This is a genomic window from Cyanobium sp. NIVA-CYA 375 (assembly GCF_056108345.1).
The window spans coordinates 1-707 of the sequence record NZ_JBSYHW010000329.1 but is presented as its reverse complement, the minus strand read 5'-3'; the positions used below and the strand labels follow the sequence as shown (position 1 = coordinate 707).

At 55.2% G+C, this 707-nt stretch carries 1 pseudogene; it reads left to right on the top strand.

The annotated features are described in order from the left end of the window. Positions 1-707 (top strand): annotated as a pseudogene (gene ureB, locus AC01FP_RS18395) (urease subunit beta); the annotation flags it as partial.

Below are 707 nucleotides of genomic sequence, written 5' to 3'. Positions count from 1 at the left end.
CGACATTCTGATTGGCCCGGGCACTGAAGTCATTGCTGGGGAAGGTTGCATTCTGACTGCTGGGGGCATTGACGCACATATCCACTTCATTTGCCCACAGCAAATTGAAGAAGCGTTGATGAGTGGCGTTACCACCATGATTGGTGGCGGCACCGGCCCTGCAACCGGTACCAATGCCACCACCTGCACACCAGGCCCGTGGTACCTGGCGAAAATGATGCAAGCAGCCGATTGCATGCCCATGAATTTGGGTTTTCTGGGCAAGGGCAATGCCAGCCAGCCCCTTGCGCTTGAAGAACAGATTGAAGCGGGTGCCTGTGGCTTGAAGCTTCATGAGGATTGGGGCACCACCCCTGCCTCGATAGACACCTGCCTTGGCGTAGCCGAAAAATACGATGTGCAGGTAGCCATTCATACCGATACCTTGAATGAATCGGGATTGGTTGACGACACCATTGCCGCCTTTAAAGGCCGGGTCATTCACACCTACCACACCGAAGGCGCAGGCGGCGGGCATGCGCCAGATATCATCAAGGCCTGTGGCCAGCCCAATGTGTTGCCATCCTCCACAAACCCCACACGGCCATTCACTGTTAATACCGTGGATGAACACCTAGACATGCTGATGGTGTGCCACCACCTGGACTCGAACATTCCCGAAGACGTGGCATTTGCCGATTCACGCATTCGCAAGGAAACAATCGCAG